Origin of the sequence: Paenibacillus sp. FSL R5-0475, from assembly GCF_038004585.1 — a bacterium.
GTDB lineage: Bacteria > Bacillota > Bacilli > Paenibacillales > Paenibacillaceae > Paenibacillus_AQ.
Genome location: NZ_JBBORK010000001.1, coordinates 694,619 through 720,585, shown reverse-complemented (window position 1 = coordinate 720,585; position 25,967 = coordinate 694,619). Strand labels below are relative to the sequence as shown.

Below are 25,967 nucleotides of genomic sequence, written 5' to 3'. Positions count from 1 at the left end.
ATGATTACGAGTGAAAAAAGATTTTCAAATAAAAAACAAGCCCTTTCTAATTTTTAGCTTTATCCTGCTCTTAAAATGCGCAGTGGCCTGGTTCGTAGTATTTAGTGACGGCCCTAATTGGAGCATGCTGCTCACAGAGATCCCGTTCTTCTTTATCGTCTTTGGACTCATTGAATGGATGGCTTCCAAACGGAAGTTTCTGTATTACATGATTGCGAACTTATTAATTTCAGTGATTTATTTTGCCGTCCTGATGTATTACAAATATTACGGCGTAATTGCTACTTACCATGCTTTGGAACAGGCAGATAAGGTAACCAAGGTCGGAGAAAGCACATACTCCTTGCTGGATCCATACTACTTGTTCATTTTTGTGGATATTGTAGTCTTCATGTTCTTCATGTTCCGTCCCAAATATATTGCGATCTGGAAAGAAAGAGGCATGAACCGGCGTATGAACCGAACTGCCTTGCTTGGGATCATCAGTGTTTCACTTGCGATCTGTGTCTTTAATATTTGGCCGAATCATGCCAGTATGAACGAGAACAAAAAGGCAGAGCGTATGGGGATTCTCAATTACGAGGTATATACCATTTTTGCCGACACCACAGAAAAGAAAGAAATGATCGACAGCAAAGAAATTACGCAGCAGTCTGTGGACGCTACAAAGGGGATTACGGAGCCCGTCTCTCCGAAGTATTGGGCAGCCGCCCAAGGTAAGAATCTAATTGTAGTACAAATGGAATCTTTTCAGAATTTCCTGCTTGGCTTAAGCATTGATGGACAGGAAGTAACTCCCAATCTAAATAAACTTATTTCAAGCGAACATTATTTCAATAACTTCTATACAAATGCGGGGCAAGGAACAACATCGGATGCTGAGTTTGTAGTGAACACCTCTCTCTATGTTCCTCATCACGAAGTAGCCACTTCATCCAACTATATGACTAAGGAACTTCCAAGTCTGCCCAAGCTGATGAAAGCTAATGGATATAACACGGCCACCTTTCACACCAATAGCGTAGAATTCTGGAACCGCAAAACCTTATACAAGGTGCTAGGCTTTGATAAATACTACGATCAGTCCTTCTATGGAGATGATGATCATATTGCATTCGGATCTTCCGATGAGGTGCTGTATGCCAAGACTGTTCCTGAATTAGTCAAAATGGATGCGAAAGACGATCCTTTTTACGCGATGGTCATCTCTATGAGTGCTCATCACCCTTATAAAATGCCAGAATCTAAATTTAAAATGACGTTGCCTAAACGGTACGAAGGGACCTTAGTCGGCGACTATATTTTAGCCCAAAATTATGCGGATTACGCCATGGGACAATTTCTAGACGAACTGAAGTCCAGCGGGTTATGGGACGATAGCGTGATTGTCTTCTACGGAGATCATCAAGGTGTATCCCTGTATTCCCTTGACGGCAATGAGAAATCATTAATGGAGGAAATGGTCGGACACGAGTATGGATATACCGATATGTTCAACGTTCCTTTCATCGTTCATGCCCCGGGCATAGACCAACCTACTGTGTATACCCAAACTGGCGGTCAGATTGACATCTTACCAACCGTAGCTAATCTGTTAGGGATTTCTATGAAGGACCAGCTCCACTTCGGAGAAGATCTGATGAATCAACAGACCAATCTGCTACCTGTTAGACATTTTCTTCCTACTGGTTCTTTTATTAATGACACAAGCTTGTACTTGACTGGTGTTGATTACGATGATGGAAATAACTATAACCTAATCGACGGATCTGAAACTGAGGGTGGTTCAACTAAAGCGCAATTTGATGCCGTTCAGCGGCTCCTGAATATGTCTAATAGTTATATTCTGCAACGGCCGGATTTATCTTCTACGGATGATGGAGAACAGAGAAAATAATTGATAATTAATAAAAAGAATGCCCCTTAGCCATTGGCCGAGGGGCATTCTTGCGTTTATTAAAATAATTAAACCGTTGTTGCAGGCACACTCTCAAGAATTGCCTCTTGCTCTACAGGTGCGTTAACCAGCATATACACACGAGATTCGTAAGGGCGTAATGCCACTGTCTCGATCTTCTCGGCAGGGTCAACTTCATAGTTATTCAACAGCAACTCACTGGAGTCAAATTCCAAATCAAACGGAAGGTCGAACAGCGCTTCCTCTGAAGTCAGGTTTGACATGACCAGCAATTTCTCATTGCCAAGTGTACGAGTATAAGCGTAGATTCGTTCATCTTCAGGCAGGATCAAATCATAGGTTCCATAAACGGTAATAGGATTAGCGGCCCGAAGTGCGATTAGCTTTTTATAATGATGATAGATGGAATCAGGATCCTGCTTCGCACGCTCCACATTGATCTCCGTGAAATTAGGATTGACCTTCATCCAAGGCTTGCCACTACTGAAACCAGCGTTCTCAGAGTCATCCCATTGCATTGGCGTTCTAGAATTGTCGCGGCCATTCTTCCAGATAACCTCCATGACTTCTTCATGTGATTTTCCGGCTTCTGTCTCTAAACGATACAGGTTCTTCATCGCCACATCATCATAATCATCCATGGAATCAAATCGTACATTAGTCATCCCAATTTCTTGACCTTGATAAATAAACGGTGTTCCTTGCATTAGGAAATACATCGTAGCCAGCGATTTGGCCGATGCCTTCCAATACTCACCATCATTTCCCCAAGTGGAAACTGAACGCGGTTGGTCGTGATTCTCGATAAATAATGCATTCCAGCCTCTACCCTCAAGACCTTTTTGCCAACGGGAAAGTGCTGATTTCAGCTGCAGAACATCCAAGCCACCCGTAACACTCTTATTCCAAAGGGCTAAATGCTCGAATTGAAAAATCATATTGAATTTGCCCTGCTCCTCGCCTACCCACATTTCCGCTTGATCGACACTAACACCACTCGCTTCACCAACGGTCATAATGTCATAACGATCAAATGTTTCCTGTTTCAGCTCCTGAAGAAAATCGTGAATTCCTTCCCGATTCATATGACCTGCACCGGACGAAACGAACGGAAGATTATCTGGATTTGGCAGATCAGGAAGACCTGGGATTTTCTTAATATGTGAGATAGCATCCACTCGGAAGCCGTCGATCCCTTTATCTAGCCACCAATTGACCATACCGTATAATTCCTGACGTACTTCAGGATTCTCCCAGTTGAGATCAGGCTGTCTTTTGGAGAATACATGCATGAAATATTGCTCGGTAGCAGGGTCAAACTCCCAGATCGAACCGCTAAAAATACTCTCCCAGTTATTCGGTTCCTTTCCGTCCTTAGGATCTCTCCAAATATAATAATCGCGTTTCGCATTGTCCTTGCTGGAACGTGCTTCTACAAACCAAGGATGTTCGTCAGAAGTATGGTTAATGACAAGATCCAGAATCAGCTTCATGCCCCGTGCATGAACCTCGCTTAATAGCTGATCGAAATCAGCCATACTGCCGAACTCCGCCATAATATCCTGGTAATCTGAAATATCATATCCATTATCATCGTTCGGGGATTTATAAATAGGACAGATCCAAATGACATTGATGCCAAGGTCCTGTAAGTAATCAAGTTTTGAGATGACTCCCTGCAGATCTCCAACACCATCGCCATTGCTGTCCATAAAGCTCCGTGGGTAAATTTGATACGCTGTGGCTTCTTTCCACCATGTTCTGTTCAATGTATGCAGCTCCTTCGTATTCATATACCCTCTCAGGAAAATATTTTCCTATTTAATTCACGAATTAGTGATTTTCATAATAAAACTTAAGATTATCGACTAAAAAACTATCTATTTAGGGTTTATTCAAGGAAAATATTTTCCTATGCGATCATTATAGGATCTTTTATTTTCCTGGTCAATAACAATCTTTTGGATTCTTGAAGCTATCCGTGATATGCTTGCGATATATTCTAGAACGAATACAAGATTGGAAAGTTATGGTGATATTCTTGAAGGTAAAAATTAAAGATATAGCCAAAATGGCTGACGTTTCAATAGCTACCGTATCAAGGGTTGTCAATAACAGCAAACCGGTAAACGAGGAAGTTCGTAAGCGTGTATTGGAAGCCATGAAACAAATGAATTACCGCCCTAATATCATCGGTTCAGATGCAGGTAGACCGGATACACCTCTGATTGGTGTCATTATTCCGCAGAACAGTAATACCGTGCTTGATGATTTCAATATTGGCATACGTGATCTCGCCGAGCTATATGGTTATGATGTTTTGGTCGGGTTAACAGACGGAAGTGTTAATAGTGAACTTCATTATTTGAACTTATTCCACCATATGGGGACTGAGGGTTATATATATGTAGGCTCGGTTCCGAGTAAGGAGCATTTGGAGATTATCCAGAAATCCGGGTCACCTTGCGTGTTAGTTGGAGAACAATCTCAGATTGATTCGATCCCTTCTGTCCATCTGGATAATGTTACCGCCTCCTATGAAGCCGTTACTTATCTGATTCAAAAAGGACATAGAAGTATCGGCATGATCCGGGTATCTGGAGATAATGCAGTGGGTGGCGATCGATATCGCGGCTATCAACAAGCGCTTATGGATGCAGGCATTACCTTAAGAGAAGAATGGGTAGTAGAAAGTGGAATGGCCGTAGAAGATGGAAGTGACGCTATGCGCCGGATTAAGGATAGCGGGGAACTACCTACTGCGGTTTTTTGCTCCACAGATTGGATAGCTGTAGGGGCTATGAATTTTCTGATCGATAACGGTATTCAGGTGCCAGAGGATGTTGCGGTGTTCGGATTCGATAATAGCTTTATCGCTTCTGTCGTTCGTCCCAAGCTGTCCTCGGTGGAATACTCCGGAACGGAGATTGGAATGACTGCTACCCGAACTTTAATCAAGCTGATTAAAGGGGAGACTGGTATTCAGCATCATGCAAATGTAGCTCATTATTTGGCAATTCGTGAAAGTACGGGTTAGGGAAAGCTTCCCTAACCCTATTTTAAAATCTGATAATGGTTATTGTGTAAATCCTACACGGGCGCGTTCCCGTCCTTTAGTATCTAGTGTAATGGAACAGACGGAAGTCATGGGAATATAAAGCTCCTCAAATTCTGTCCGATATTTAATAAACTTCTCAGTTACCGTTTCCAAAATGCCTTTTCTAGCGTTAGAGCCATCTACAAAATAAATGGTTACCTCTTTGCCCTGCAAAGCTTCCAGCATCATTCACTTCACTCCTTCGACTTACAGATTTGTGATAACTTTGTCGATAATCCCGTACTCCACTGCTTCCTCGGCTGACATGAAATAATCCCGATCCATGTCTTGTTGTACCTTCTCCACCGTCTGTCCGGTTCGGTCCGCTGTAATCTGGACAAGCACTTCCCGTAGCTTCAAAATACGTTTGGCTCTAATCGCAATATCACTGGCCTGCCCCTGCGCACCACCATGTGGCTGGTGAATCATAATCTCACTATTAGGCAGCGCATAACGTTTACCTTTAGCCCCAGCTAACAATAGAAGTGAACCAAAGGAAGCCGCCATACCTGTGCAGATCGTATTTACTTGCGGTTTAATGAGCTGCATTGTGTCATAAATACTTAATCCCGCTGTTACGGAGCCCCCTGGACTATTGATATACATGTGTATATCTTTATCTGGATCCTCAGCTGATAAGAACAGCAACTGGGCAACAACACTATTCGCTAATTGATCCTCAATCTCTGCCCCTACAAACACAATTCGGTCCTTTAAGAGCCGCGAATAAATATCGTAGGATCTTTCCCCTTGATTCGTTTGTTCAATGACATAAGGAATGTACGCCATGCGTATGCGACCTCCATCCGTTTATTTTATTTGAAATCTACCCTGTAAACGGATTAGTCTATGGATAGGATACGTTAAGCGGGCAAAATATTATTTTTATTATTGCGTATCTTAATTTGGAGCTCATTCGTTTATTATTAGAAGTAACCGAAAGCACTTTACCGGAAAAGGGGTTATGCAGAGTGATCAGCCTTGAGAAGCTTAGCGCCGGCCATGAACCGGATGAGAATCATACCACGTCTTTGCAAATGGCCCTGAAGCGGTATTGCCTTGCACTGACACAATCCCCGTGGGAAGCCGAAGATTTGGCTCAGGATACGTGGGTCAAAGCACTGGGCTATATGAGGACTTCCAAACATTCGAAGCTGAAGAGCGATATGAACGATACAAGTCAAATGAACAATAATTCAGAACATACAAGTCGTACGAATTTCAGCTCGCTAACGAATCATCCGAATCCTGAGGCGCTACTCCTGCGGATTGCCAGAAATACCTGGACAGATATTATGCGAAGAAAAGCCACGTTGTCACGAGTGCTGGAAATGGATCAACCACGGACAGAGGAAGCAGCAGAGTATGGTTTATTTGAGATTGAGGCTGCTTTTCAAGCCTTACAGAAGCATCTGTCTCCACTGCAGCAAGCAGTGTTCCTGCTCCGCGATGTATTCGAGCACTCCGGAAGCGAAGCTGCCGAAATCCTCGACACCACAGAAGGAGCCATCAAAGCTACTCTGCATCGAGCCCGCCAAGCCCTCCCTGCAGTCAGACAAGAACTTCTTCAATCTAACGGCCCCTCCATACTGCAGGAGACGGAACTACAGATTGCCTTGAATCGTCTTGCATCCGCCTATGAACAAGGACAAATCGCCGAGTTGATTGAGCTTGTCCTTGCAGATGAAAGTCAAGAAACTGTAATGGCCGTGTCCAGCCAAAACTTCCAGAGCTTCCAGAGCGTTCAGTCTTTCCAATCTGGCGGATTCAGCTCTATGGGCTGGAACTATTCCGATCCAGGAATGCGGATGGTGGCTTAGTTTTTCGTGACGCTATTTCGTAATACTGGAGTAAGCTTAGCTAAATGAAGCACATTACGTTACTTTATAACCGAACAAATATTAGTTTTGAAAAGTGTGAGTTTGATGAGATAGGTATGTTTTGTGAGTTAGGTCAGTTTGATGAGTTGTATAGTTGGGTGATGTTTTAGCTTTGAGCTAGTGACGTTGCAAAATGTGCAACAGAATCCATGAAATCAACGCTAAAAAACGAATCTACTGCACTATCTGCAATAGATTCTTAATAAAAGTGACTTTTAAGTCGATTTCTCATCTTTTGATTGTATAAAGTGCAATAGAATCAAATTATGTCCTATATAGTTTAAATTCTATTGCACAAAGTACAATCACACTAATGAAATCTCCTCACATATCTTTATGCTTCATTCATCACCACTCATCACTCTTTAAGGTACAATTCCCCTGCTTTCTACGGAAACCTTTAATTAGACTTATAAATAAACTTTAATGTTAGTTAGGAGTGATATTTTATGAGGAAAATTCTTATGTTAGGTGGCACGCGCTTTTTTGGAAAAAGGTTAGTTGAACGATTGCTACAGGATTCCATAAACGACGTAACAATACTTACACGCGGGGAAACTAGCGATTCCTTTGGAGATCACGTTCACCGTATCCATGCGGACCGTTTCCAAGCAAACGAGCTCGCTCAGGCGGTAGGAGATACACTATGGGATGTCGTGTTCGATAATATTTGTTATTCACCGGACGAAGCGGATCAGGCACGCCGGATTTTTGATGGTAAAACGAAACGGTATATCCTCACCTCAAGTTTATCCGTCTATGATTTCAGCGAAGAAGCGCTGATCGAGGACATTTTCGATCCTGAAACTTACCCTATCCGCCACGGAGGGCGAAATGATTTCACCTATCAAGAGGGAAAACGACTGGCGGAAGCCGTCTTCATGCAGCAGGCTACCTTTCCAGTCGCTGCGGTTCGCTTTCCAATTGTGCTGGGCATAGATGATTATACGCGAAGACTTCATTTTCATATTGAGCATGTCCGTAATGAGTTGCCTATGGGTATACCGAATCCCGAAGCACATATCTCCTTTATCCGTTCGGATGAAGCTGCTGATTTCCTATATAGGCTAGGCTGTAGCTCTACTATGACAGGACCGTTCAACGCTTGCTCAGACGGTACGGTTAGAATTAAGGATATTCTCACAATGATTGAAGAAGAAACAGAGAAACACGCCATCATCCAGAAGCAAACCGCAGACGAGCATATGTCACCCTTCGGAATTGAACAATCCTGGTTTATGGATACGACAAAAGCCCAGTCGGCGGGGTACAAGTTTCTCAATCTAAAGAACTGGCTCCCAGAGCTAGTTAGCTCTCTGAACAAAACCTACGAGGAATAACTTCTCCCACACACAAGCCCTCTTCACTCATTCATCTATGTGACAAAAGCTACCCCTAAGTAGATATCTTCTACGAAGGTGGTGGCTTTTTCATTTTACAAAACCTCTGCGAACATTTCAGATAACTGCACTCTATACAACTAAATCGGATCGGCCAAGCTTATGTTCGACTTTAGTTGTAATCAGTGCAATTAAAAACTAGCTAAACACCACTGACAGTCATTTCTCGGAGAAATAACTGCACTAAGTACATCTAAACTCTCATAGAGGAAATCACATCCTTAAATAGCTGTATTAAATACACTTAACGCGCAAAAAAGGTAGTTAGAAAGGCTCCCCCTCTACGCTAACTTTTACGTTACTGAATTAGTGAATCAAGTCGCTCCCTATGTACGACCTGTCAATCAAACCTTCCCCTATGCGGAGATTGTCAAATAAGAGCGCTCCTCAGGCGTTTCAGCGCCAGGTGAGTCACTGTCATCCCCAGCGATAATCTCGTCTTCTATGTCTGAATTAATCTTGAAGACGTTGATTTCCTTGAATAATTTTTGCGAAATCTCATTAATCTCAACGGCTTGGCGGGCAATGTCGTGGATCGCGTTGTCCTGTTGTACGCTAGAGGCATTCACCTCCTGAACCCCTGCCGCAGTTTCCTCAGCAATGGCAGCCACGTTGTGAACAGACTCTGCGAGTCTACGATTCATGGTCTGTGTCATATCTACCTTGTCATGGATTTGCCCAATCTGCTTACTAATCTCAACGATCGACTGATCTATCGCTTCAAAAGACGACAACGTTTCTGCCACTTTTTGATCCTGCTCTTCAAGATTTCCTTTGGTCTCCAGCATATATTGCTGAAATTCATCCATCCCTGCTTGCAGCTCGTTAATAATCTGACTGATATGTACGGAGGACTCTTTGGTCTGATCAGATAATTGTCTCACTTCATCTGCTATGACAGCAAAGCCCTTCCCATAAACTCCCGCCCGCGCTGCTTCTATCGCTGCATTTAGTGAGAGAATATTGGTCTGGTTTGAAATGTTTGTGATCGATTTAGTAATTCTGGAGATATCCTTCGATTGGTCGCTCAATTTAGTTAAAGCAAGATATACTTTATTCACAGACTCACGTGAGTGCTCTGATACCTCGCGCAAAGCGATGACGGACTCGGAACCTTTTCGAGTATTGTGATTAGCCGTTTGACTTGTCGAGAGCATAACCTCGGTATATTCCGTAATTTCATGAACTTCCCGTTCCAATTCCTGAATCAAGCTTGCGCTCTGTTCCGATTGTCCGGCTTGCTGCTCAGCGCCTACAGAGATTTCCTGTATTGTGCTTACGATTTCTTGGTTCGTATGAGCGGTTATCGATGAAGATTGTTGAAAAGAGTGCGAATAAGTCGCTAGCGAAGAAGCTACCGATTGGGTCTGCTGAAGCATCTCTCGAACCCGCAACACCATATGGTCGAAATGATGACTCAGACTTCCTAGCTCATCGTTATATGGCGAATTAATCTGCTGACGCAAATCTCCCTCAGCAATTTTACGTAGAGCAACTTGCAGCTTATTTATAGGGTTCAGGAAGGAACGAATAAGCATAACAGCAATAATAAGTGTGAAAATGAATACTAGTATTGCTGCATAAGCCCCCATAGAACTAGTCAGATTTAACAAATCAAAAGAATAGTCTTGAGCCTTCTCTGCATTCTCTGCTGCTGCTGTATATAGTTTCTCATTGGTCTCCAGCATAGCTTTATTCATAGCCAATGCCTTCGTATGTAATTCATCAATTCGTTCCAGAACGGCCATGGGATCAAGCTGCTCATCCTTTAGGGTATTCACTAATCCGTCAAAATAGCCTGTATATCCTCCAACTTGATTATGTAACTGTTCTAACTCCTTAGACGCTGGCGAATCTGCTTCAAACTTCACTTTGCCCAATTCTTCCATTAACTTTGTCTGTTTGTCTTTAAAAGGCTGAGTAAACTCTAAATCGCTAGAACCCGCTAGAGAGGTCTCCACACTGTTCATTTCTTGAAGCAGTTGAGTAATGGTGGATACTGTAATTCTTTTTTCCATCTCCATCTTTTGTGTTTCCATAGAGATTTCTACTTGATTGATTTTATAGTTTTGGTATAGCGCTACCCCTAGAAAGAATAGTACCACGGCAGAAAAACTCAAGATCAACTTCCACTTCATTGATAGATGCATAGACCTAGCCTTCAACAATATCATCCTCCGTATAAAGCCTCATATGGCAATAGGTACTTTTTACTAATATCTAAATTGTAGAAGCTGTACATTAAATACCGGACACAGTTTTGTATGAGAAATGTAAATTTTGTCGAGTACACATTCACAACTATCCTATTGCAATTGACGTAACGTTAAGTGCTAAAATACTTCTCATAGGGCGCCTTATCAATCTATAGAACGGGAGTTGTCTATGAGTGGATTTGTGACCATTGATAAGCTTTCTACGCAAATCGGACTGACGAGTCGGACGTTGCGTCACTGGGAGGCACAAGGATTATTTGAAAGTCACCGTGAGGCTAGCTCGGGTTGGCGAATTTATGATGAGCACGCAATCCTTGCCATTCAAATCACTGCATTATTAAGAAAGCTTGATATTAGTATTAAAGATATCGGAATCGTTCTAAAGAACATGTCCGTACAGTCCTTGTATGAAACACTTCTTCAGCAATCCGCTTCAATTCATAATGAGAAATCCAAGCTAACACAAAAAGATCGCGAAATCCGCTTCTTATTACAATTAATATCCACACGTACGGAGGAGTCCATAACTAACCATTTGTTATTAGAGCTAAATGAAGAATCATGCAATACATTGGATGATTTGAATGAGAATGAGGAGGTTTTATCTATGACAACAATTAAACACTCTCCACCTATCCATGTAAGATTCATTACACTTCCAACTATGAGATTCGCTTATAACATTGCAGTCAGTACATCCCCAGAGGATGAAGCTATGCTACCTGTCTTGGAATGGTTGGAAGCTAGCCACCTCTTGGGGACGGCACGTTTATTTGGCGGGAATACAAATCCGCATCCTAGTGGTGAGAATAACCCTTATGGCTATGGATTCTGTGCCTCCATTCCTGAAAATGTAGAAATACCAAGCCACCTTAAAGAGATGCGGTTCGACGGCGGTCTCTATGCGATGACGGAAAGCAGTGATGATATCTACGGCTCATGGCAAGCACTGATGAGTTTTTTGGATAATAACCTTGATTATCAAGCTGACCACGATTCAAGATTATGTCTTGAAGAGCATATCCGTAACGATAGTCCCAAAGGCAGCGGAAATGAGTATGTATTAAATCTGCTCGAACCTGTAAAAAAGAGAGCTTAAAACAAAACGCTCTCCTTTGCCCATCAAGGCATTGGAGAGCGTTTCTATTGTCATCAAAAAATGTGATGATCGCTTAAGATTGACTCAGCTTTAACAGCTTCGCTAACATTTGAGCTATTTCTTCACGAGTCGCTGTATCTTTTGGAGCAAAGTTAAGCCCCGTACTTTCTGCAACAGGCTTGCCTGAAATAATCCCTGCCTGCTGAGCAGCTGCGGCTGCTTCAAGAGCATAAGAGCTTATCGACTTCTGATCCGCAAAAGCTGAACTGTCGCCACTTACAGGCAATGTCCAGTTCATAGCTTTCGCTAATCGCACGATCATGACAGATAGCTGCTCACGAGTTACATTAACCCGAGGATTGAACTGTCCATCACTCACGCCGGTAACAATTCCCTTGCGATTAGCCCACGCTACCGCTGCCGCATAATAATCGTCAGCCTTAACATCTGTGAAGTTTCCTGCTCCTTCTGCGCCCAGATTAACACCAGCCAATCGAGCTAGGAGCAAGGTAACATCTGCTCTGGTTAGTTGACTCTTAGCTCCGAACTTACCTTCACCAATGCCGGTAATTACATCACGAGCTGCCAAATACGTAATAGAATCTTTAGCAAAGCTGCTGCCAATATCAGAGAAGCTCACTTTGTTGTACCCTACTGCATACGTGGAGAATTGTGAAGTTTGGAAATTCAGTTGTCCCTTTGCTGCGTTATAGCTACTGCCTGCTAGTACAACCGCTTGCCCCGCATTCGTCAAATCATAAGCTACGACTGCATTAGCATCTTCATTTGCTCCTAGTGTATACGGCACTGTTATTGTCGCAAAACCAGCACCTAGATTAGATAGACGCTGACTGCCAGCGGAAATCGCCAGGTTTATTACTGGACGACTGCCAACCACAGCCTGAGCTTTGCCTTTCCCATCCGTGTCCACACTGCCGATGGACAGCTTAATGTCCTCACCCTTTGCTGCTGTGTGCACAGCCGAGAGTGCATTACGATCCAATGTTATCGTACTAGCTCCTGCTTCAACTACAACTGACTTTGCAATACTACCTGTAAGTGCCGCAAAAGCACTCGATGGGAAGTTAAGTAGAACTTCACCTGAAGCTGCATCAACCTTAGAGCGGAATATCAACTGACCATTAGCATTATTCGCCAGAGACCTAAGTCCCTCTGTAACCATATCCAAAGTAACGGAGGCAACTAACTTACCTTCTGCATCCGCTGAAGCCTTAACCTCTACGATAATCTTATTACCTTCTGTGGTTACAGCTGGTGTTGTCGCCTGTTTAACTGGATCTTTAGTCGTTACCGTTGTACCAGGTCCCGGATTTGAAATCACCGGATCTACTGCGGATACGGTCACAGTAGATTCAGCTACGCCATAACCATCTGCGCTATAGGCGGAGATAACCGCTGTTCCCTTTGCCAAGGGAGTGACCTTTCCGTTGTTATCAACGGAAGCAACACTTGGATTCGAAGAACTCCAAGTTACCACATTCGATCCACCCTCAGCAGGAACTACGCTAGCCTCAAGCGTTGCTGAAGCTTCGCCAACCTTCAATGACAAAGAAGTCCGATTCAGTGTTACCTTCGATACATTCAATTGATAAATGGCCACCGTACCACCAACTTCATTCGCTACGAGTACTAATGGCAATCCAGTCGGGCTTGATGTTGCCGAAATAAATTCGATACCTTCTGGACCAGTGTCCGTTTCAATGGTGTTCGCAGGTGTGAATTGACGTGTATTAATATAGTTCACAAAATTCGGTTCCTCTGGATTCGTCACATCATAAGTCATCAGACCACCGATTCGCTCAAGACCAATAAAGGCCAGCGCTTTTTGTCCAACCTTGCCTACCTTGACATACTCAGGCTCAGGTCCTTTTTTGGTACTACGGTTATCCATGGTCGTGTTACTGTTGCTTGCATTGAAATATTCTGGCAGGCGTTCTCCGGTAATCTTTTCAAAGTCGCTGCCACTATCGTAGACCTGTTCCATAGAATCTGCTTCCCAAATGGAAAATGAACGGCCACCGTACAAGTAAATCCCATCATTGCCCATGTCAGACATAACTTCTACACTATCATATTTATCTTTATTTTTATTCAGAAACTTAGCCGCATCTGATTCCGGATCTAATGAGCCCTTCATTTTTTTGACTGAGCTCACGTTCACTTTACTATCCCATTCCGTTGCGTCACCTTCGTTGGCCGTGAACAGATAAGTTTTACCTCCGACCGTGTACTGATCTATACCATCAGGCATATACGTACCGAAGAATGGAACATTTTCTAAATTCACTTTATTATCTTTTACCAGGTCCAGAGCATTGTTAGGAAGGCTTAAATCCTTGAAACCTAATCCTTTAACCCATAGAACCTGCTTGGAGGCAATATCGATGGCAGCAATAGCATTATTCTCTTGAAGCGCTACATAAGCAATGGTCTGGTCATCTGAAAGCACCACAAACTCCGGCTCCAGATCACGTATCGCATCCTTTTTTTCACCTTTGCCCGTAATCTGTTTAGTTACCGGATCAGCTACTCCACGAATATGGACAAGATCGTCAATTACATCAGGGTTATCGAACTTCACCTGAATCGAAGTGTCCTTGAGCGTATCAATGATCGTTACACTACCTTCAGGATCACCGACAGTCGTGCGTGGTTCAGCTTCGTCCGCTGTCAAAATGTAACGGCCATCATCGGTATACTTCACCATGTCCGGTTGTACTCCAGCTTCATAAGAAGCCAACATTTTACCATCATAATCGAGTACAAGAACCTTACCGTTCTTCATAGCATCTTCTTCTTGAATGGCTACAGCGATCCGTTTAGTAGCGGTGTTGATATCTACACTCGTCAGGTCTCCGTATGTAAATCCATCCACTTCGGATAGCTGTTCTACATTAATACTATATTCTTTTTGCGGATTAGAAGGGTCCTTGAGATTCACAATATCGACTGTTGCAGGGTGAGATGAACCATTAACGAGGTAGAACTTGCCGTTATCACGGTTAAACTTCACGATCTCCGCCACGCCGCCATCTTTATTGGTCACGCCTACAGCGTATCCGCCGATCTTAGTTACACTAAGTAGATTTGGAGTCAAAGGCGCTGCGGCTTCCGCCACATTCAATGGTACTATAGCTTCTGTCTTCTTCCGGGGTGTCGAACTGTCATACACTGCGATACTTACGGTGGCCGCCCCTACTTTCGTAGGAGTTCCACTAATATTCCCAGATGCTGCATCCAGTGATAGTCCGTCCGGTAAACCCGTAGCTTCAAAAGAATAAGGCTGTACTCCCCCATAAACGGACAATGTTACCGAATAAGGCGATCCGAGTTTTGCTTCTGAAAGATTCTGAGTTGCGATGCCAAGATCGCCTACATTTATTCCCCATTGTCCATCTGCGCTGTTATGCGGCTTTGCCAAGGCCAAAGCTGAAGCATCTAAGGCATCAAAGCTGATCTGTTTGAAATCTGCTTTATTGTTGTCTGAATCTACGAAAGCAACGCGTCGAACGGACTTTTGTTTAGAAGTACCTTCCGCTTTCCCCGTAGGATAGTCCGTCTCGTATCCATCTATCTTAGCATTATCATCATTTGCTGCTACACCAATCATGTCCACGTAACTACTTGCCATTGTTTGAAATGGATTCACAACCTGCAGCAAGTCTGTACTGCTTAGCAGAACAACCTTCATGCCTTTGTTATTAAAATACATCCCCGGCCAGGACTGATCGCCTTTGGCACTGATATCGTTTTTGTGATCCTTGTTGTTGGCATCATCGGTGATGAGATAAGAAGAATGAGCTTTAATGGTTCCGTTCAAATCCAACTTGCTCCATTGTCCAGCGAGCTTAGGATCCGAATATTGTACAGACCAACCTGCTAAACTCACATCGGAATCGGTTGGGTTATATAATTCAATGTAACCTTTCGAGAAAAATCCACCTGATGCATCGGCAGTGTTACCCCCACCATAAACTTGATTAACAATAATATGAGGAATCTTCACATTGTATTGACCGTCTGCCGTATAAGGCGTACCTGATTGAACGGATGCAGCCACTGCTGGACCTGCCATCCAAGCGGAACCTAACAACATCTCAGCTGTTAGCATAAGAGAAACAATAGCTTTACCTGTGGGTTTCAAGTAGATTTTCACTCCTATTGATAGTTTCTATCAATATAGAGTAATAGTATTACCTAACCTGCAGATTTGCGTAATGGTGATGTAAACATTCTCTATGCAGTAGCAGGAGTAATTTTCACAAATATAAATCGTGTAAGAGGCCCGACTAATAGAATTTGCAGTGGAAGTGCAACAATGAAATTCTTACCTATCGCAGACAGATAAGCCATCGGTAGTGCTGAGGTGAACCCTACATGAAGAACTGCGCCATAGAAGGACATAAACAGCACCATTCCGGTCACCATAAAAAAAGAGATGAACATGATTTTTTTGATCATCGGATCATTCTCTTTTACCAGCTTATGTGCGATCCCTTTCGCAACTTTCCCTACAACAAAGACATCCAGAATAAATGCAACTACAAACGCAGGTACGTAGCCGATGATCACATCTTTAACTAACGTACCTGACCAGCCCTCCATCAGCGCTACATTGTAAATGCTCATACCCAGCACCATCAAAGCACACATGATGAATGTAAATAATAATGCTTCTTTTTTGTTTCTTCCCATCTTCAAGCTCCTTTTATCTTTCAGCATTGTCAACCTGGATTACAATATCACAGCCATTCGAACTAAGTCAACCAAGTTGACAATGAATACAAATGACTTATACTTGGATTAATGAGCGATGATTTAGGAGTGTTCACATGGATAACCATCTGCAAGAAATGAATCTTATTGATTTACTTAGTGAGAAACATCTAGCCCTACGTAAAATAGTGACTGACCAAGACCCGGACCAAATTAATAAGACTGAATCCCATATCCTAGCAGTTCTTGAAACACATGAAATACTCACGATCTCAGAAATCAGTAGAATTATTCATATTTCAAGACAGGGTACGCATAAAAGTATTCAAGGACTGTTATCCCGCAACTATGTAGAAGCCGTGGAGGTCAAAGGAAATCAACGTGACAAAAACATCATCCTTACCCAGAAGGGTATCGAATGCAATCAAAGAATGATGATCACCAAAATCGAATTAGAGCAAAGAATCGCTAACAAGCTTGGGGCAGCTAACGTAGAGCATCTCAAATCTTTGTTAAAAGAGGAATGGCTCTAAGCTCAAGCAAAAAAGACGCAGGGCTCCACCCTGCGTCTTTAAAAATCTTCAATTATTTTCCGGGAAATTGTCGTTAATTAGCTTTCAAAGCACTGTTTGCCGCGCTCTCCCCGCCAAGACGACCTGAGGTAAAGGAGTACCCAATACCAACGCCGTTTCCAACATAAGTATCGTTAAACAACACGCCTTCAGATTCAAGACCTACAGCAAACAATCCTTTCACTGGCGTCCGTTTATCATTCAGAACTTGGAACTTTGTATTTACTAGCAAGCCCCCAACAGAACCCAAGTTATTGATTTCAGCAATGATTGCATAATATGGACCTTCTTCACCCATTGGTTCTAAATACTCAGCAGCTTTACCAAATTCAGAGTCAAAACCAGTTTTTGTCGCTTCTTTATAACTATTGTAATTTTCTACAAACACGTCAACATCCATTCCTGCATTCGTAGCTAATTCTTCAATCGTATTTCCTTTGAAGCCATCTCCGTTCTCCACCATCGAATCAAATACTTTCCCGACATTTGCCCAAGGGTTCTCAAGTGTAAATTGATCCGCAAATTCAGCATAGAATTCCGGTGGCATTCCTGGAAGACTTGGTGCATGAACACCGTTCATTCCTTTGGTCTGAAGTGCATCCAATTGGGATTTCGAGACAATAACCATATGATAGGGTCCATTAAATGCACTTGTATTCGCTGCTGCAACCGAAGTTAGAGTCGCTGCTTCATCTCTGAATCTTGCGCCAGAAGTACCTACATTCATGAAATTCGGAAGATAAGTCAACATTAGTGGATAACTTGCTTCAAAAGGCTCATATTGTGCTTTTAGACCTTGGGTTGCTCTAGCTAATGTTTGGTGAAGCATTTGTCCACCGAAGTTGTCCGGTACCTTGGCTCCAGCTTCCCATGCCATTTCGAGACCTTCCCCTACGTTTTGTCCTAATCCACCGTTAACCCCTTCGAAACCAAAAGCCTCTTTAACCATCTCTTTATTTGCAGCATAACCACCCGTTGCCATTATGACACTCTTCGCTGAGATTTCTAGCGTTGTACCATCTGCTTTCTCAGCGACTACTCCCGTAACTTCTCCAGCTTCATTCGTAATCAGCTTCTTGGCAGTCGTTTCTGTGATCACTTGTCCGCCATGTTGTTCAACCGATTCGGACAACATTTTCCGAAGGGTTTCTTCACGGGTTTCATAAGCCGGCAGCACATGTAATTGTTCACCGAAGAAGTTCAGGAAGCTAGTTTTATATCCTTTTTCGGCTAACCAATCGTAAGTTTCACCGGATTTAGTAACATATTGTCTAATCGCTGCTGCATCCACTCTCCAGTGATTGTTGACAATCCAATCCGCAATTTCTTTTTCCACATTTACTTTTAGATTATTACTAGTAGCAGCAGAGGAGTTGTAGAACTTACCTGCCCAAGACAGATTACTCGCTCCCCCGATGACACCAGTTTTTTCTATAATAATAACCTTCGCACCTTTATCAGCTGCTGTAACCGCCGCAGATACACCGGATGCTCCAGCGCCCACTACAACAACGTCGGTTTCCAGTTTTTCTGTTTTCCCTTCACCGGCTTTTTTGACACCTCCAGCTTTGAGGACTTCTAGATTACCTCCACCTTTGGTTACGGCATCCTCTACAGCGGCAAGCATGGCTTCACTGGAAAGACTGGCACCACTAACAGCATCAATCGCCAAGGTTTGTCCTTCTAGAATTTGTTCTTTCATTTTTTCAAGTGCGCTATCGCCTAGGCCCCCTGTTTCCGATTGGCTTACAATCTTAATATCTTTAATTTTATCGGGCTCATCCATAGTTACTTCTACCTTAATAATTCCCTCTTTACCTTCCGCTTCCCCAGTGAACGTACCCGCTTTAAAGGACGATGACGACGAATTAGCCGACTCCCCATTTCCCGTACATCCGCTCAGCATGGAAACGATCAGCACCATACAAAAAGATAACATGAGCATTTTCTTAACGAAATTTCTGTTCCGCATTCTGTTCTCCCCCAGTGTCTAATATCTTATAACCTGATGCAGATAACGTGATAATTTTCACAAACTTAATGATTAATCAACAACGCAATCTGACAGGCTATATACCGAAGTCTAAACCTTGGTGCTGCACCAAGGTCAATGTATACTTTTTGTCCAACTAGAAAAAAACATCTGCTCAAAGAGCAGATGTTTAATAAGAGAAGCTATTGGATTGGGATATTCACTTCCAAATAAGATCTATTCTGGCCTTCGATTTTCTCAGTAAGCAATAATTTCCCGACCACATCTCCCGCTATGGCATAATGATTAGCCTCGATATAGTCGATCATGAACTCCAAAGAGTTCTTCGTGATATATTTTTCATCCGGACATAATATGGTAGCTGAGATACAATGACTTGGGCTAATATACTCTGCATATTCTTCGCTATCCATTTCGAATTTTTGCGCTTCTTCCTCTAGTAAGGTAAGGCCCCAGCTGTAATCAAAATTATTGTTTTCGCTGACAAAGTTATCTGTATCTTCAATTCTAAAAGAATAAAATGCATAAGGAAGTAAATCCATCCAAGTGTTGACCAAACTTTTAACCATATCATTTTTTATTAATGCATTCTTATCCGTTTGCTTTAGTCTGTACATACCTGGCAGTTGTTTAAGTTTACACGTATATAAAGAGGACTCTAATCCCCTGAGTTCTTTATGAATTTCATTCATCTTATTAAGCAGCATCGTCTTCTGCTTGATCTCTTCTTCTAAATTCAATGCTGTTTCTTGCATCCTACCCATAACTTGCTCTGAAGAAGACTCCTTCATGAGGTTTGCCACTTCCGGTAATGGAATTCCCATACTTCTGTACCATCTACTCATAAGTAAATCTCTTGCATCTAAATCATTAAAATATCTGTAATTATTGCTGTTATCTTTAGTGGGCCTAACAATATCATGTTTCTCGTATAACCTCAGCGTATCCGCAGTCACACCGAGAATGGAAGCAAATTCCCCTATGCAATATTTCAACTGATGTCCCTCCATCCATATCATGCATACCCAGCCACATGAAATGATACACAGAAGGACCATTTTTAGATATGAAGTAGTTCATTTCTTACGATTCTAATGTATGCAAAAGATCATGCCAGACCAAACCAGTGAACTAATGTAAATCCAACTAAGGACAACAAGACCGAACCTATAAGCCCTGCTGCAAAAGATTTCATCCCCAGTCGTCTAAATGCGGCCAAATCAACGTTTAAACCAAGTCCAGCCATCGCCATAGCGATTAGCATATAAGCTATCGTTACAATTCCATTTGCCACTGATGCTGATACGATCCCTAATGAATTCACACCACTGACAAGTAAGAAGCCTAGAATAAACCAAGGAATAGGAATGCTTTTCCATGAGGCTTTAGACTGTCCACCTTGCACTTTTCTTTCTGCACGATTGGTCCAAACCCCAATTAAGATAGCGACAGGAACGAGTAAGGCCACCCGAGTCAATTTGACGATAACCGCCATATCTACTGCTGCGCTCCCACCTGCATCTGCTGCTGCGATGACGTGAGCAATTTCATGTAAGGTAGCTCCAGAGAAAACCCCATAGCCTAGATTCGATAAGCCTAGTAAAGGATACAAAAATGTATATAGCAACGTGAATATTGTACCTAAAATTGCAACTATCGCTGCGCCAATCGCAGTTTCGTCGTCTTTGGCTTTGATTTGTGGGGCTATCGCCACCACCGCTGCCGCACCGCAGATCGCTGTTCCGCAGGCGGTTAAGATACTGAGTCGCTTATCAACTTTGAATAGTCGGGCAAGTCCGTATACAACAGAGATCGTAAATACGATCACAATCACAGCCAGTAGAAATACCCGTGGACCTGCAGCAACAATATCCATTAAATTCAACCGCATACCGAGCAGGATAATCCCTAGACGTAGCAGCTTTTTGCTGGAAAAATCAGTGCCATGGGTGATCGTACCCGGCACTCCAACTGTTGCCCGCCAAATAATTCCGATTAAGATAGCAATGACCAATTGGCCCATAATAGAGAGAAAAGGAAAGCCTGCTAAATATTTTGCGACTAATGCAATGATTAAGGTTAACCCAATGCCAAGTGCAAAACCAACTTGTTTCTTATTGTTCGATTGGTATAATCCCTGTGAATCCCCCATGTCGTGTACACCCCTTGTATGAATCTCTAGATGACGGAGGTATGTATTTCCCTTCCCCCATGAATCAACAATAATACGCCATGGCTCGAAAGTTAAATACCAATATACTATCCGTAAGATTAGTATTCCTTATGCTTGAATCCATGCAAAAACTCATTTATGTACATGAGCGCCATTTCATTATTAAATGTTATTCGCTCTCCCCATCTGCGACTGACAATGATCCGGCATACACTTATCCAATCCATGACCGAATTAGTGAATTCCTGCTAAAGTACATCAAATCTTCTGATATCCTCTTTCACATCGGTAAATACTGCAAAAATACAGCAATCCCCCCGCTTATCACTTGAAAATGAATTCTGACGCAAGTATTACTGCAGATCCGCATGAATAAGTCGGTTAGCGATTGCTTATATCAATAAAAGATGTATTTTTGCAGGTTTATCCTCTACCCGTCATCTCAATTAGCTACTTTATTTCCTCACATTCACACAAAAAAACTCCTTCGAGAAGGAGAATACCGAAGCATCCACCTCTCCAAAAGAGCAATTGTGTTCCTATATTAATTTTTTTAAATTTACACTTCAAGCTTCTGGAGCTTAGTTCCCTTCGGGAGTACAGAAGTTATATACTCGTGAACGGGATGTTGTCCTTCAGCTTCCGCAAGTACCGTCACAATTCCTTGGTCCGTACCCGTTCTGATCAGACGTCCCATTCCTTGTTTAAGTCTTAGCAGCATGTAAGGTAAATCCACATCTTCAAAAGGATTGGAAGTCTCCGCACGTTTTGCCATAAATACAGGGTCAAGCGGAGGATAAGGTAGCGACCAAATGATCACATTAGATAGTGAAGGTCCTGGTATATCTAATCCTTCCCACAGTGTCACCGCACAAAGCACACTATGCTCATCCCGCTGAAAAGCTGAGATCAGATAGCTGATCTCTTGATCCCCCTCATAGAGGAAAGAATACTTGCTGGATTCTGCTCTCTGCGAGCTGAGCTGCTTGAACTGCAGAAGTTCTTCTCGAGTACGGAATAACAACAGGGCTCTTCCTTCTGTCTGCTGGATAAGCTTCAGGGAGATCTTCATTTTCTCAGCAAAATCACCGCTCTGAAGCTCAGGTACATAGATATTCATCTGGTGCTCATAATCATAAGGTGAGTCTACAGAGAAAGACAGGAAGTCGTGTATCCCAAGACTATCCTTCAAGTATTGGAATGATTTATCCACGGATAATGTAGCCGAAGAGAATACGATTGGCATTTTTTGCGTGAATAAGCTGTCTTGAAGTACTTCTTTAACATTACGCGGCATGACCGACAGCGTTAAGCCATCGCTATCTTCTGTCGCCCAGCAGATTAATGCACCTGAATCCTCAAACAACCTCAATGCGATCTCTATGGTCTCCAAACGTTCTTCCACAATCCGCAATTGATATTCATCAATCGTGTACAGTCCACTTTCGAATACTAATTCTTCTTCAATAGCGGCAATTACACTACGCATGCGATGCACCTCACGGATTAGCGATGCATTTAGCTCAATGCTTTTTCGATCCGATCCAGGAATGGTGCGGCATTGACGACGAATGTGTTTAAACATTTGCTCACTTTGCATAATCGCTTCATCGATAAGAACAGCAAGCGTTTCACGAATCTCATTCTGTAACAGACGAGAGATTAGTTCTTCAAAGACAACATGCTTCATTTTATAGCCTAACGCCTTCATGGCGGCAGATTCTAACAAATGCCCTTCGTCAAACACAACTGCACAATGCTCTGGAAGCAGAGGAATTTGACCCTCTCGTTTACGCGCTTCATAAGTCCAGACATGCTCCATGTAATAATCGTGGGAACAAATGATCAGGTCGCTTGATTTCCGGTAATGATCACGGGACAACGTTTGTCCACAGCGATGACGCATATCACAAGTAAAACAATCCTGAAACGTATCCCAGTTGATCTTATTCCATTGTTCATCATTCAGATCTGGATAATCCCTACGGTCGCCATAGGCATGGAACTGCTGCATCGGTGCATGAGAATGTACAAAATCAGGTAAAGTACCATATAAACTCTCCAGCGGCAAGCTCCCATCATCATTGTTGCGAGCATGATCCAGCTTTTTCAGACACATATATTTATCTGGAGATTTCGCTAGTCTGGCATCAATATTCATATTCAGATGCTTCGCAAGCTTGGCAATATCACCCTCTGGCTTCACCAACTGCTCAATCAAGGACTCGTCCGCACAAGCGATAATCGCAGGTTTACCCATATACCGCGCATAACAAATGCTATATAACAAATACACTAAAGTCTTACCCGTACCGACCCCTGCCTCAGCAAAAATCGTCTTCTTCTCAGCAAAAGCTCGCTCCACCTGAAACGCCATGTAAATCTGTTCATCACGAACTTCAAATCCTGCCTCAGGAAGAATTTCATAGAATACATCGCCGACCCATTCCCCTACTTGCTCCATAAAAGGTCTGGTCCGATCATATTCAAAAGGATACTGTGTCGCCAACAAGCCTACCTCCAATATTTGATCAGGCATATCACGTTATGCCATGAAAAATAGAATCAACGGAAAAACTCTATTATCTCATAAGATTGGAGTAATTACAAAGTAGTTCATTCGAAAATATGTTAGATATCGAGTTTACGAGTACCAATCCATTTCACCATTTCAGGATCCCGATGTGAAAAGAACAAACTCTGATTCGTATCTAACGTAGCAATGGATGCCATATCCTCTTGGCTTAATTCAAAATCAAAGATATTGAAGTTTTCGATAATTCTTTCTTTACGAACTGACTTCGGAATCACAACGATTTCTCTTTGTGTGAGCCACCGTAAAATCACCTGAGCCACGGATTTATTATACTTTTCAGCTATGGATACCAGTAACTCATTCTGGAACAAATTATTTTTCCCTTCAGCAAAAGGTGCCCATGACTCGATTTGAACATTATTTTCAGTCATAAATTCCGCATTTTCGATTTGCTGGTTGAAAGGATGCGTTTCAACCTGATTTACAGCTGGGACTACTTCATTATGAAGAATTAAATCAATCAAACGATCCTCATGAAAATTACTAACGCCGATAGCACGGATCTTGCCCTCACGATATAATTCCTCCATAGCTCGCCATGAGCCAAACACATCGCCAAATGGCTGATGAATTAAATACAAGTCCAAATGATCAAGCTGTAATCGGTTCAGTGATTGTTGAAATGCTTTCTTTGTGCGCTCATAACCCGTATCTTGAACCCAAAGCTTTGTAGTGATAAATAATTCCTCTCTTGCCACGCCACTCCGTTTAATCGCCCTGCCAACTGCTTCTTCATTTAGATAAGAGGCGGCAGTATCAATCAGGCGATAACCTGCCATAATAGCGTCATAAACGCTTTGCTCACATTCATTTGCATCTTGAATCTGATAAACACCAAAACCGAGTATAGGCATTTCAACATTATTGTTCAAAACTACTTTTTGCATAATATTACCCTCCAAGTTTTCAATGATTAAGTGTAAATCCTCTTTCTGTTTGCATATCCTTATTATGTACCTGATGACAAAGCGACCGTTATCCCATTCTTGCCAAATGTTTGCCTAATCCTCTCACTAACACTTATGTAAGGGATGAATATAGACTATAATCAGACTATAAAGAGATAACGAAATGAGAGGATCAAATGCCTGAAATAATCACTAAACAGCAGAATGAACTCGTAAAAATCATTGACCATTACACAGAAAAAGATGGTGTTCACCAAACGGCTATTCCCTCTTTATTTTTCATGCGTGACTCGAATGCGTCCATACCAAAGCATGGAGTTTACAAACCTTCCTTATGTTTGGTGGTACAAGGGGCTAAGGAGGTATGGCTGGCACAGGAGCGTTTTAGATACACCCCCTCCGATTACCTCATTGCATCCGTTCACCTGCCAGTTACCGCCCAAGTCACTGAAGCCACTTCCGATGTTCCATACTTAGGGTTCAAGCTTGAATTTACACCAAGTCAAATTTTAGAGGTTTTACAGGAATCTGAAGTTCGAGTTTACGCTAAAGAAAATCCTAAGCGAGCTATGTTTGTTAGCCAGATGGAGTCTTCCTTAATGGATGCGGTCCTACGGTTAGCTCGTTTGTTAGATCAGCCTAAAGACATTCCAGTGTTAGCTCCATTATTTACAAAAGAGATTCTTTATCGGGTGCTACAAGGGCAAAATGGGATTGCATTGGAGCATATTGTAATGGAAGGAAGCTCAACTCATCTAATCAAAGATGTTATTGAACATATCATGAATAACTATGCTAGTTCTTTTAAGATTGAGGAGCTTGCCGAAATAGCGAATATGAGTGTTTCTTCGTTTCATCGGTACTTTAAAGAAGTAACTGCAATGAGCCCTATTCAGTTCCAAAAACATCTGAGACTTCAGGAAGCCCGCCGGTTATTACTAACCGAGTCAGCAGATGCCACCGATGTGGCATTTCGAATAGGCTATGAAAGTCCTTCGCAATTTAGCCGTGAGTATTCCCGCATGTTTGGTTTTCCTCCTAAACAGGATGTAAAGCGTCTGAAGGCATAACACGTTTAGATAAAACCTAATCTTAAATAGTAACTGACCCAAATAAGGGCGAGCATAGCTAACTGTAAGAAACGATAACTTAGTAAGACTAGTAGGCAGCCGGTCATCACGACAGCCAGATGCCGCAAGCTTGCAGGTCGATCAATACCTCGTAGGGTGCCAATAACGGAACTTCCGTCGTTGCGACTCTGAAATTCTGCGGTCCAAAGACTCTAATTTGTTTCATATACCCTCCGTTCAATAGCAACAAGCTTGACGAGTCTGTGGGTCGGATCTTCAAGCAAATTAGGATTAACAGAACACTGCTT

Annotated in this window: 18 protein-coding genes; 7 read left to right on the top strand and 11 right to left on the bottom strand. The window is 42.5% G+C overall.

Annotated elements, in window-relative coordinates:
- Positions 1 to 10 precede the first annotated feature (10 nt).
- Positions 11 to 1,897 carry an LTA synthase family protein gene (locus MKX41_RS02875; protein ID WP_340968588.1) on the top strand — a complete coding sequence of 629 codons (1,887 nt, stop codon included), beginning with the start codon at positions 11 to 13 and terminating at the stop codon, positions 1,895 to 1,897.
- Positions 1,898 to 1,965: 68 nt separating this feature from the next.
- Here MKX41_RS02875 and MKX41_RS02870 read toward each other — a convergent pair whose 3' ends face one another.
- Complete coding sequence (locus MKX41_RS02870) at positions 1,966 to 3,687, bottom strand: glycoside hydrolase family 13 protein (RefSeq protein ID WP_340968587.1); 1,722 nt, start codon at positions 3,685 to 3,687, stop codon at positions 1,966 to 1,968.
- A 272-nt stretch (positions 3,688 to 3,959) separates the two neighbouring features.
- Here MKX41_RS02870 and MKX41_RS02865 point away from each other — a divergent pair, with 272 nt between their 5' ends.
- On the top strand, positions 3,960 to 4,955 hold the full coding sequence (locus MKX41_RS02865) for a LacI family DNA-binding transcriptional regulator (protein WP_340968586.1): 996 nt from the start codon (positions 3,960 to 3,962) through the stop codon (positions 4,953 to 4,955).
- Positions 4,956 to 4,994: 39 nt separating this feature from the next.
- Here the strand turns inward: MKX41_RS02865 and MKX41_RS02860 are convergent, their stop codons facing one another.
- Together MKX41_RS02860 and clpP are read right to left on the bottom strand one after the other, a co-directional pair.
- On the bottom strand, positions 4,995 to 5,204 hold the full coding sequence (locus tag MKX41_RS02860) for a hypothetical protein (RefSeq protein WP_231573413.1): 210 nt from the start codon (positions 5,202 to 5,204) through the stop codon (positions 4,995 to 4,997).
- A gap of 18 nt (positions 5,205 to 5,222) precedes the next feature.
- The gene (gene clpP / locus MKX41_RS02855) at positions 5,223 to 5,804 is read right to left on the bottom strand and encodes an ATP-dependent Clp endopeptidase proteolytic subunit ClpP (RefSeq protein ID WP_042186692.1); all 582 of its coding nucleotides are present in this window, start codon (positions 5,802 to 5,804) and stop codon (positions 5,223 to 5,225) included.
- Positions 5,805 to 5,986: 182 nt separating this feature from the next.
- Between clpP and MKX41_RS02850 the strand changes: the two genes are divergently transcribed.
- Both MKX41_RS02850 and MKX41_RS02845 read left to right on the top strand, forming a co-directional pair.
- Entirely contained in the window at positions 5,987 to 6,835 is an 849-nt protein-coding gene (locus MKX41_RS02850) for an RNA polymerase sigma factor (protein ID WP_340968584.1), read from the top strand.
- A 509-nt stretch (positions 6,836 to 7,344) separates the two neighbouring features.
- On the top strand, positions 7,345 to 8,235 hold the full coding sequence (locus tag MKX41_RS02845) for an NAD-dependent epimerase/dehydratase family protein (RefSeq protein WP_340968581.1): 891 nt from the start codon (positions 7,345 to 7,347) through the stop codon (positions 8,233 to 8,235).
- Between the two features lie 416 nt (positions 8,236 to 8,651).
- Here the strand turns inward: MKX41_RS02845 and MKX41_RS02840 are convergent, their stop codons facing one another.
- Entirely contained in the window at positions 8,652 to 10,415 is a 1,764-nt protein-coding gene (locus tag MKX41_RS02840) for a methyl-accepting chemotaxis protein (RefSeq protein WP_340968579.1), read from the bottom strand.
- A 265-nt stretch (positions 10,416 to 10,680) separates the two neighbouring features.
- On the opposite strand from MKX41_RS02840, the gene MKX41_RS02835 reads away from it, so the two are divergent.
- Positions 10,681 to 11,610 (top strand): MerR family transcriptional regulator, encoded by a 930-nt coding sequence (locus MKX41_RS02835; protein ID WP_340968578.1) that lies wholly within the window; start codon positions 10,681 to 10,683, stop codon positions 11,608 to 11,610.
- Between the two features lie 73 nt (positions 11,611 to 11,683).
- On the opposite strand, the gene MKX41_RS02830 is transcribed toward MKX41_RS02835, so the two are convergent.
- Positions 11,684 to 15,775: a choice-of-anchor I family protein gene (locus tag MKX41_RS02830; RefSeq protein ID WP_340968576.1), complete on the bottom strand. Its 4,092-nt coding sequence runs from the start codon at positions 15,773 to 15,775 to the stop codon at positions 11,684 to 11,686.
- 92 nt (positions 15,776 to 15,867) lie between these two features.
- Positions 15,868 to 16,326: a DUF2798 domain-containing protein gene (locus tag MKX41_RS02825; protein ID WP_042186683.1), complete on the bottom strand. Its 459-nt coding sequence runs from the start codon at positions 16,324 to 16,326 to the stop codon at positions 15,868 to 15,870.
- A 137-nt stretch (positions 16,327 to 16,463) separates the two neighbouring features.
- On the opposite strand from MKX41_RS02825, the gene MKX41_RS02820 reads away from it, so the two are divergent.
- The gene (locus MKX41_RS02820; RefSeq protein ID WP_340968574.1) at positions 16,464 to 16,880 is read left to right on the top strand and encodes a MarR family winged helix-turn-helix transcriptional regulator; all 417 of its coding nucleotides are present in this window, start codon (positions 16,464 to 16,466) and stop codon (positions 16,878 to 16,880) included.
- A gap of 73 nt (positions 16,881 to 16,953) precedes the next feature.
- Here the strand turns inward: MKX41_RS02820 and MKX41_RS02815 are convergent, their stop codons facing one another.
- From MKX41_RS02815 to MKX41_RS02795, 5 genes are all read right to left on the bottom strand, one after another.
- A complete protein-coding gene (locus MKX41_RS02815) occupies positions 16,954 to 18,891 on the bottom strand; it encodes an FAD-binding protein (RefSeq protein ID WP_340968573.1) in 1,938 nt (645 codons plus the stop codon).
- A gap of 203 nt (positions 18,892 to 19,094) precedes the next feature.
- Positions 19,095 to 19,907, bottom strand: a complete 813-nt coding sequence (locus MKX41_RS02810; protein WP_339270106.1) for a MerR family transcriptional regulator — start codon at positions 19,905 to 19,907, stop codon at positions 19,095 to 19,097.
- A gap of 113 nt (positions 19,908 to 20,020) precedes the next feature.
- Positions 20,021 to 21,064, bottom strand: coding sequence for a YeiH family protein (locus MKX41_RS02805; protein ID WP_042186676.1), 1,044 nt, complete (start codon positions 21,062 to 21,064; stop codon positions 20,021 to 20,023).
- A 580-nt stretch (positions 21,065 to 21,644) separates the two neighbouring features.
- Positions 21,645 to 23,624 carry an ATP-dependent DNA helicase gene (locus tag MKX41_RS02800; protein WP_076283257.1) on the bottom strand — a complete coding sequence of 660 codons (1,980 nt, stop codon included), beginning with the start codon at positions 23,622 to 23,624 and terminating at the stop codon, positions 21,645 to 21,647.
- A 92-nt stretch (positions 23,625 to 23,716) separates the two neighbouring features.
- Complete coding sequence (locus MKX41_RS02795) at positions 23,717 to 24,568, bottom strand: aldo/keto reductase (protein ID WP_076283258.1); 852 nt, start codon at positions 24,566 to 24,568, stop codon at positions 23,717 to 23,719.
- 197 nt (positions 24,569 to 24,765) lie between these two features.
- On the opposite strand from MKX41_RS02795, the gene MKX41_RS02790 reads away from it, so the two are divergent.
- A complete protein-coding gene (locus MKX41_RS02790; protein ID WP_340968571.1) occupies positions 24,766 to 25,659 on the top strand; it encodes an AraC family transcriptional regulator in 894 nt (297 codons plus the stop codon).
- Positions 25,660 to 25,967 lie beyond the last annotated feature (308 nt).